The organism is Pantoea stewartii subsp. stewartii (assembly GCF_008801695.1).
Taxonomy (GTDB): domain Bacteria; phylum Pseudomonadota; class Gammaproteobacteria; order Enterobacterales; family Enterobacteriaceae; genus Pantoea; species Pantoea stewartii.
The window spans coordinates 26,369-33,981 of the sequence record NZ_VZPF01000058.1 but is presented as its reverse complement, the minus strand read 5'-3'; the positions used below and the strand labels follow the sequence as shown (position 1 = coordinate 33,981).

Genomic DNA, 7,613 nt, shown 5'->3' with positions numbered 1-7,613 from the left:
GACGTGGTTGCGTTACGTCATCGGTCATATACAGGACTGGCCGGTGAACCGGGTCCGCGATCTGCTGCCATGGAAGGTCGAGCTTCCCTCTGCCTGAACGTCAATACGGTCTGAATGCGACGCTTACAAACGGCCGTTATCGCTTGTAAGAAAAGAATCTCTGCTAAAAAAAGCCAGCCGGGAATCTTTATTTTATTTCGACTGAGTGAGTCAGCGTGTTATTTCATTGCGATAACAACGTTTCGTTGTCCGGCAAAATAAATGCAATAAAACCGTAGCGACAAAATGGCCTGAGTCGGACGCAAAGCGGGCTGAAAAATCACTTTGTTTTTTAATCTGACGAATGCTAATTTTTATTTGTCTTACACGAAGGGGCCCCGGCATGAAAAACCTGATTGCTGAGTTGCTAATCACCCTGGCAGAAAAAGAAGAGGCGTCAAAAGAGCAGGTTGCACAGATCGAAGCGCTGGAAATCGTGGTTACCGCGATGCTGCGTTTGCTTCCACCCGAGCAGCATCACGCTATCGTCAGCAGTATTGAAACCGCCATGATGAATGCCGATGTAGATCATAATGATAAAAATACGGTCCTGCTAAAACGTTATGTCACGCGCTTACTTAATCGTCCGCGTATCTGAAAAGTGCCACCGACAATTCAGATTGGCGATCTCTGCCTTATTCCCTGATAAACGTATTCCGTATAGCGTGTAACGTGCCAGAATTAATCTGTTTTCATCAAGAGGGAGTGAATACAATGAAACGCGGTTTAATGACGCTAGTGTTAGCAGGCTTACTGGTGGGCGGCAGCGCCAGTGCGGCTGAAAAAACGCCACAACAGCAAAAAATGGCCATGTGTAATGAACATGCCACGTCACAAGCGTTGAAAGGCGATGTGCGAAAGAAATTTATGAGCGATTGCCTGAAAAAGGACAGTAAGGTCGCCGACATGTCGCCGCAGCAGGTAAAAATGAAAACCTGTAATCTGCAGGCCGGTGATAAAAAGCTGACGGGGGAAGCACGCAAAACCTTCATGAGTCAGTGTCTGAAGAAAAGTTAACGTTCGGTCGGCCATTTCGGTGGCCGCTTTAGTTTTCTCCTGCCTGCGCTGTCACATCCTCACGTATTTTTAATTTCCGCTTAAACAAACAGTTAGCAAAAAATCCTGACGTTAAAACCGGAGTCTGGCCGATCCTTTGCCACACTTACTGTTTACAGGCATTTGCGCAGAAGCCCTGTTGATCTGCGCGTTCAGCCGTGACAGTCGGAGAAGGAGCTATGTCGTGAACTATCAATTTGTGGTCGCTCTGAAGGATTTACCGCACCGCCAGCCGGTTAAAAAAAAGCTCGGGGAAACAGAGCTGCTGTTAATTCGTGATGGCGACAACGTACACGCTTACCAGGCGAAGTGTCCCCATGCCGGCGCACCCCTTGAGCAGGGTGCCATTTGTGAAAACCGGCTGATCTGTCCCTGGCATAAAGCCACTTTTGAACTGGACAGTGGCAAAATGTGTGAGCCGCTCGCGCTGGCCGATCTCAAACAGTATCCCGTGCGCATTGAAAACGAGGCGGTTCTGGTGAATCCCAAAGCCATGTCGCCTGCGACTGCGATAGGCAGTGGAGCCGCTGCGCCGGTCTTTGTCGTGCTGGGTGGTGGCGCAGCCGGGAGTGCGGCGCTATGGCGGTTACGTCACGAGGGGTTTAAAGGGCGGCTGATCCTGATTGAGCAGGAGCCTGATGCACCCTATGATCGCACGGCGTTAACCAAATTTGTCCCCTCGGGCAAAATGGACATCGATGAGGTGCCCTCACTGCTGGGTGAGGACATCATGGCGCACGTAGAACGCCTGCAAAAGCGCGTGGAGCGGATTGATAACCATCAGCACCGGATAATATTTGCTGACGGTACGACGCTGCAATTCGATAAGCTCCTGATTGCCACAGGTGGCGCGCCCGTCAAACCTGCGCTGGCCGGGCGCAATCTTGCTGGCGTTCATATCCTGCGCAGTAAACAGCACACCGCAGACTTACTGCAGGCGGTCGATGACACTCAACAGATTGTCATTATCGGCAACAGCTTTATCGGCATGGAACTGGCCTCCTCACTGCGTAATCGCGACATTGATGTCACCGTCATTGCGCGTCATCCGCTGCCGTTTGCGAAACAGTTTGGCGAAGCCGTGGGTCGCTATTTTTATCAGCTCCACCAGGCGAACGGCGTAAAGTTTATCGAAGGCGAGATCGATGCCCTGCTGGGCGAAGACCATGTTAACGCGGTACGACTAAAAACGGGCAAGCATATTGCCGCCGATGTGGTGCTGTTTGCGACCGGCGTTAAACCCGCCACACACTTTATTCATGATTTGCCGCTGCTGGAGGATGGCAGCCTGCAAACGGACGAACAACTCCGGGTGGCCGAGAATGTCTGGGTGGCAGGCGATATCGCCACGTATCCTTCTCCCCAGGGGCCGTTGCGAATCGAACACTTTCGTGTTGCCGAACAACAAGGACAGACAGCGGCCATCAATATGCTGGGCAATATCCGTCACTTTGATCGGGTGCCGTTTTTCTGGACCGCGCACTACGGTACGCGCTATGAATATCTTGGCCATGCGGCGGACTGGGATGACTACCAGTCGGTGGGCTCGCTGGAAGAAAAGGAATTCATGGCGTTTTATGGCAAAGAAGGGCAACTGGCGGCGGTTTTCTCCTGTGGCCTTTACACTCTGACCGCCGCGCTGGTTGACAACATGCAGCAACCCATGACGGTGAAGCAGGCGCTGGCGCTTTATCAGGACTACCGTTCCGCTGGCTAGTGGGGAGGCGCCTGGCAACGCGCACTGCCGTTGCCAGACGCCGCGGGTTAACTGCGGCTCAGCTTCTCTGATTTCGCCATGCACTGCTGCATCGCCTCAATCACGGCGGAGCGAAAACCTTTTTCTTCCAGAACTTTGACCGCTTCTATCGTGGTGCCGCCCGGCGAGCAGACCATATCTTTTAACTCGCCCGGGTGTTTGCCGGTCTCCAGTACCATCTGTGCCGAACCTTTTACGGCCTGTGCCGCAAACTGGTAGGCCTGCGCCCGCGGCATGCCACCTGCCACCGCAGCATCAGCCATGGCTTCAATGAACATAAACACGTAAGCCGGTGCCGAACCACTCACGCCTACCACGGAATGAATCAGGTATTCATCCACTACCGCGGCCTGGCCAAAGCTTTTAAACATTGCAACGACCTCATCGAGTTCGCTCTGTTCAACCAGCGCATTGGGCGTGACCGAGGTCATCCCTTCTCCCACCAGAGACGGGGTATTCGGCATGGCCCGAATGATTTTTCGATCGTGTCCCAGTACGGAGGCCAGATTGTCCAGGGTAACGCCTGCCGCAATGGAGACAACCAGCGTCTCTTTTTTCATGCAGGTGGCGAGATCATTCAGATCTCTGAGGATGACATTCGGTTTTACCGCCCCAAACAGGACATCAACATGCTGCGCCAGCGCTTCTGCGCTCTCAGCCGCATGGATACCGTACTGTTCGGCCATTTCCTGATTAGTGCTGGCTTTACGGTCATAAATCCAGATCGCTGACGGTGCAACTTGCCCGCTGTTTATCAGGCCGCCAATGATGGCTTTGGCCATGTTGCCTCCGCCAATAAATCCGATTTTCTTTTCCTGCATCACCGTCTCCTTCGCTGTTTACACATATCAACGATGTAGCTTACTGCAGACAGGATTAATAACAAGTTAGCCCTGTGCTGAACGACCTGCTGTCACCCCGCTGACTGGAGGCGTTTAACCGTGCCAGGACATGGCGCGGTGCGCATTAAGGCGCAGTGGCGGTGCAGCCAGGCCGGATAAAGCAGGTTCTGCGTTAAAGAGGGCTGTGTTTTTCACTCAACCCGGTCAGCAAAACAGGTTACCATCGTCACTCTTTTGCAGAACAAGGAATAACGATGGCTATCTGGGTTGATGCTGATGCCTGTCCTAACGTGATTAAGGACGTGCTGTACCGGGCAGCGGACAGAACGCAAACCGTGGTGACCTTTGTGGCTAACCAGTCCCTGCGGGTGCCACCTTCGCCCTGGCTGCGAACACTGCAGGTGCCTGCGGGATTTGATGTGGCGGACAATGAGATTGTTAAGCGCGTAAACGTCGGCGATCTGGTGATTACGGCCGATATTCCGTTGGCCGCGGAAGTGATTGAGAAGGGCGCGGCAGCCTTGAATCCACGCGGGGAGCGCTATTCACCAGCAACCATTCGCGAACGACTGACCATGCGCGATTTTATGGACACCATGCGCGCCAGCGGTGTTCAGACAGGCGGCCCCGCCGCATTAAGCCCACGGGACCGCCAGCAGTTTGCCAATGAACTAGACAGCTGGCTCCGACAACGCCAGCGCTAAATCAGACGAAGTTGTCGTCGTCGTCGAAGTCATTGCCGCCAAAATCATTCAGGTCGCCGTTGTCGGCGTAGGAATCACTCCAGCCGTTACTTTGATCCAGGAAAGACTGATTATCCGCCCCGTTCTGGTCAAGGAACGACTGATCGTTGCCACCGTTGAAGGTATTCAGACTGTCGTCCACCTGCGGCAACGGCTGCTCGTTGATGATGTTAACGATCTCCTGCGGCTGAGAATGATGGAACATGCTGGTCAGCATATCGGCCATGACTACACCGCCTGCCACCCCAACGGCGGTTTGCAGGGCACCGCCCAGGAAGCCGCTGCCACGTGGCGCCGGGGCGCTGGCATAAGGTTGCTGCGGTTGCGGTGCCTGTTGCGGCGCACTGTTCCACTGCGGCTGAGCTGGCTGCGGTTGGGCGCTGCCGCCGCCAAACAGGCTGGATAAAAATCCACCGCTGCTCTTCGGCTGCTGCTGCGCCTGTTGTTGCGCCAGCTGGTTTTCCAGTTCCTTAATACGTTCATTAAGTTTTTTAAGGGCCGCTTCCTGAATCAGAATGGCCTGCGCCATGTAGTAGGGCGCGCCTGGTTGTTCCTGCAGGTGTTGTTTGATGAGTTGTTCGGCAGCAGCATCGCGCGCCGCTGTCTGGCTTTCCGCTTGTTTCAAACGGCTGAACAGATTTTCAATCAGTTGTTGTTCTTCGCGTTGCATGATTACTCTCCCGTTGCGACTGTAAACAGTATATGGGGGCGATGAGCAGCAATGTAAATTCGTGGCGGTAAGCAAATGTTGCAGAGACAAAAATACGGTGTTCATGCACAAAATGTGCATGGTTAATTCATTGTTTATAAAAAGTTTAATGTAATGCGTTGTCTGACTGTGCGTAAAATACGCTCAATGGGTAGAGGCCGCCATCATTTCCCGCTATGATGCGCGTATTATTTAAGCCAGACCTGCAGCTGTTATGGGCTGTACGGCGGAGGAAGTGCCCAGATGTCCTTGTCCATTTTTTTGATTGGTGCGCGCGGCTGCGGAAAAACCACCATCGGTGAAGCCCTGTCTCATGCGCTGGGTTATGCCTTCCGCGATACCGATCACCACCTGCAATTCACGACCCAGCGTACCGTGGCTGAAATTGTCGCGGCGGAAGGCTGGGAAAGCTTTCGTGCGCGGGAGACCGAGTCGCTGAAAGCCGTGACGGCGCCCTCAACCATCATCGCGACCGGTGGTGGCATGGTGCTGGCAGAGGTCAACCGCCGCTATATGCGCGAGCATGGTCAGGTTATCTGGTTAAGTGCGCCTTCTGAGGTGCTTGCCCGACGTCTGGAAAGCCAGCCTGAAGCTGCGCAGCGCCCGACGCTGACCGGACGGCCCATCGCAGAAGAGATGACAGAGGTGCTGCGCGCCCGTGCTCACCTGTACCGTATGGCCGCTCATCATGAAGTGGACGCGATGCAGCCGCCGGAACGCGTTGTTGAGCAAATTCTGCAGTCGTTATCGCTGGCACGCGCCAGCTAACCGTCAGATTTATCTCCTTCCCGCCGCGATTTACGCCTTTTTGACTATACTTATTCCATGACGGGCAACCGCCTGTCGTGTGGAATGTCATTCAGCCAAGAGGGACAAATGATGCCGTCAAGACCTCCTTACCCCAGAGAAGCGCGCGTTGTGACCGTGGAAAAAGGCCCCGAAGGTAAAAAAGTCACGTCCTGGCAACTGCGAGCCGATCATCCGAAGCCGGATTCACTCATCAGTGAGCACGATTCAGAGCAGGAAGCGCATGATGCGAAACAACGTTACGAAGATGTAGAAAAAGAGTAAGCCGTCGCGCTGGCAAGGATGCCGTCGATGCGCGCCCGTCTTATCCCCGCCCCTTGTCACCGCCAGCGATCACATTCGCTCATTATTTCGCGTGACAGATCAGCAAGTTCGCTTCTACACTGCCAGTCACCCTAATGTGCTGTGAGGAAGATTTATGCTCAACGTAAGTGAGTATTTTGACGGAAAAGTTAAATCCATCGGTTTTGACAGTGCGAGCACCGGTCGTGCCAGCGTTGGTGTGATGGCAGAAGGCGAATACACCTTTGGCACTGCCCAGCCGGAAGAGATGACCGTGGTCAGTGGATCAATGAAAGTGTTGCTGCCGGGGGAAACAGAGTGGAAATGGTTCGAGGCGGGATCGGTATTTAACGTGCCGGGTCACAGCGAGTTTCATCTGCAGGTAGGCGAGCCCAGCTCTTATCTTTGCCGCTATCTGAAAGACTGAAAAAACGGCCGCATCTTTTGCGGCCGCCTGTTTTACCGCTGAGCCTCACCACCCAACGCTTCAATCAGATTACTGGTCAGGGCGGCCAGTTCGCTGGTCATCAGGATAAAGTCGGCATCGAAGCGCTGAGCAAAATCCTCCCGATCGATATCGTCGTTCTGATCACGCAGCGTATCGCTGAATTTCAGGCGCTTCACGGAACCATCATCCGACAGGACGAACTGAATCCGTTCCTGCCAGTCGAGCGCCAGTTTTGTCACCAGCTTGCCGGCCTCGATATGGTTGGCGATTTCGTCGCATACCAGGTCCTGTTTTTTACAGCGAATCACGCCGCCGTCTTCCAGAATCGCTTTCAGCTCGGCTTCATCCATCAGGGCAAAGCCTGCGGGCAGATCGCCGGAACGTACCCATTCGGTCAGCGTCAGTTCAATCGGGCTTTCCAGCGTCAGAGGTACGACCGGCAGTGAACCCAGGCTTTTACGCAGCAGGGCCAGCGTATCTTCGGCTTTTTTCGCGCTGGCGCAGTCCACCATGATCAGATTGTTAACGGTATCGATCCACATAAACGTCTGGCTGAAACGGCTGAAGGCACGCGGCAACAGGCTGTGCAGCACTTCATCCTTGAGCGAATCTTTTTCGGTTTTTTTCAGCTTACGGCTCTGTTCTGCCTCAAGCTTGTCAATTTTGGCTTCCAGCGCCTGCTTCACCACCGGTGAAGGCAAAATTTTCTCTTCTTTGCGCGCGCAGATGACAATCTGACCGTTATTCATATGGGTCAGCGCATCGCTGCGGTTTCCCATCGGTGACACCCAACCGGTCTTGCTCATGTCCTGGCTGCCACAAGGCGAGAAGGTGAATGCCTCAAGCTGTTTTTCCATGCCGTCTGCGGACAACGGAATGTCACGATTCAGACGATAAACCATCATATTTTTAAACCACAACATCAGGATTC

The 7,613-nt window shown here is 53.8% G+C and carries 11 protein-coding genes; 8 read left to right on the top strand and 3 right to left on the bottom strand.

Annotated elements, in window-relative coordinates; genetic code table 11:
- From F7Q90_RS17070 to F7Q90_RS17055, 4 genes are all read left to right on the top strand, one after another.
- The coding region (locus tag F7Q90_RS17070; protein WP_151160719.1) for a transposase domain-containing protein at positions 1-97 on the top strand (97 nt) is incomplete at its 5' end.
- A gap of 285 nt (positions 98-382) precedes the next feature.
- Entirely contained in the window at positions 383-637 is a 255-nt protein-coding gene (iraP, locus tag F7Q90_RS17065; RefSeq protein WP_006117590.1) for an anti-adapter protein IraP, read from the top strand.
- A gap of 116 nt (positions 638-753) precedes the next feature.
- The gene (locus tag F7Q90_RS17060; protein WP_006117589.1) at positions 754-1,056 is read left to right on the top strand and encodes a PsiF family protein; all 303 of its coding nucleotides are present in this window, start codon (positions 754-756) and stop codon (positions 1,054-1,056) included.
- 223 nt (positions 1,057-1,279) lie between these two features.
- Positions 1,280-2,812 carry an FAD-dependent oxidoreductase gene (locus tag F7Q90_RS17055; protein ID WP_006117588.1) on the top strand — a complete coding sequence of 511 codons (1,533 nt, stop codon included), beginning with the start codon at positions 1,280-1,282 and terminating at the stop codon, positions 2,810-2,812.
- A gap of 47 nt (positions 2,813-2,859) precedes the next feature.
- Here F7Q90_RS17055 and proC read toward each other — a convergent pair whose 3' ends face one another.
- Positions 2,860-3,672, bottom strand: a complete 813-nt coding sequence (gene proC, locus F7Q90_RS17050) for a pyrroline-5-carboxylate reductase (protein WP_006117587.1) — start codon at positions 3,670-3,672, stop codon at positions 2,860-2,862.
- Between the two features lie 275 nt (positions 3,673-3,947).
- On the opposite strand from proC, the gene F7Q90_RS17045 reads away from it, so the two are divergent.
- The gene (locus tag F7Q90_RS17045; protein WP_006117586.1) at positions 3,948-4,397 is read left to right on the top strand and encodes a YaiI/YqxD family protein; all 450 of its coding nucleotides are present in this window, start codon (positions 3,948-3,950) and stop codon (positions 4,395-4,397) included.
- Position 4,398: 1 nt separating this feature from the next.
- Here F7Q90_RS17045 and F7Q90_RS17040 read toward each other — a convergent pair whose 3' ends face one another.
- Positions 4,399-5,106: a DUF2076 domain-containing protein gene (locus tag F7Q90_RS17040; protein ID WP_006117585.1), complete on the bottom strand. Its 708-nt coding sequence runs from the start codon at positions 5,104-5,106 to the stop codon at positions 4,399-4,401.
- Positions 5,107-5,388: 282 nt separating this feature from the next.
- Here F7Q90_RS17040 and aroL point away from each other — a divergent pair, with 282 nt between their 5' ends.
- From aroL to ppnP, 3 genes are all read left to right on the top strand, one after another.
- Positions 5,389-5,913, top strand: coding sequence for a shikimate kinase AroL (aroL, locus tag F7Q90_RS17035; RefSeq protein WP_006117584.1), 525 nt, complete (start codon positions 5,389-5,391; stop codon positions 5,911-5,913).
- 111 nt (positions 5,914-6,024) lie between these two features.
- Positions 6,025-6,216, top strand: coding sequence for a YaiA family protein (locus tag F7Q90_RS17030; protein ID WP_006117583.1), 192 nt, complete (start codon positions 6,025-6,027; stop codon positions 6,214-6,216).
- Between the two features lie 154 nt (positions 6,217-6,370).
- Positions 6,371-6,661, top strand: a complete 291-nt coding sequence (gene ppnP / locus F7Q90_RS17025; protein WP_006117582.1) for a pyrimidine/purine nucleoside phosphorylase — start codon at positions 6,371-6,373, stop codon at positions 6,659-6,661.
- A gap of 32 nt (positions 6,662-6,693) precedes the next feature.
- On the opposite strand, the gene rdgC is transcribed toward ppnP, so the two are convergent.
- Positions 6,694-7,605: a recombination-associated protein RdgC gene (rdgC, locus tag F7Q90_RS17020; RefSeq protein ID WP_006117581.1), complete on the bottom strand. Its 912-nt coding sequence runs from the start codon at positions 7,603-7,605 to the stop codon at positions 6,694-6,696.
- Positions 7,606-7,613: the final 8 nt, after the last annotated feature.

What these genes read in the sequence shown, in the direction of transcription:
- iraP (WP_006117590.1), top strand. Translation starts at nt 383, where the DNA reads ATGAAAAACCTGATTGCTGAGTTGCTAATCACCCTGGCAGAAAAAGAA.
- F7Q90_RS17060 (WP_006117589.1), top strand. Translation starts at nt 754, where the DNA reads ATGAAACGCGGTTTAATGACGCTAGTGTTAGCAGGCTTACTGGTGGGC.
- proC (WP_006117587.1), bottom strand. Translation starts at nt 3,672, where the DNA reads ATGCAGGAAAAGAAAATCGGATTTATTGGCGGAGGCAACATGGCCAAA.
- F7Q90_RS17045 (WP_006117586.1), top strand. Translation starts at nt 3,948, where the DNA reads ATGGCTATCTGGGTTGATGCTGATGCCTGTCCTAACGTGATTAAGGAC.
- F7Q90_RS17040 (WP_006117585.1), bottom strand. Translation starts at nt 5,106, where the DNA reads ATGCAACGCGAAGAACAACAACTGATTGAAAATCTGTTCAGCCGTTTG.
- aroL (WP_006117584.1), top strand. Translation starts at nt 5,389, where the DNA reads ATGTCCTTGTCCATTTTTTTGATTGGTGCGCGCGGCTGCGGAAAAACC.
- F7Q90_RS17030 (WP_006117583.1), top strand. Translation starts at nt 6,025, where the DNA reads ATGCCGTCAAGACCTCCTTACCCCAGAGAAGCGCGCGTTGTGACCGTG.
- ppnP (WP_006117582.1), top strand. Translation starts at nt 6,371, where the DNA reads ATGCTCAACGTAAGTGAGTATTTTGACGGAAAAGTTAAATCCATCGGT.
- rdgC (WP_006117581.1), bottom strand. Translation starts at nt 7,605, where the DNA reads ATGTTGTGGTTTAAAAATATGATGGTTTATCGTCTGAATCGTGACATT.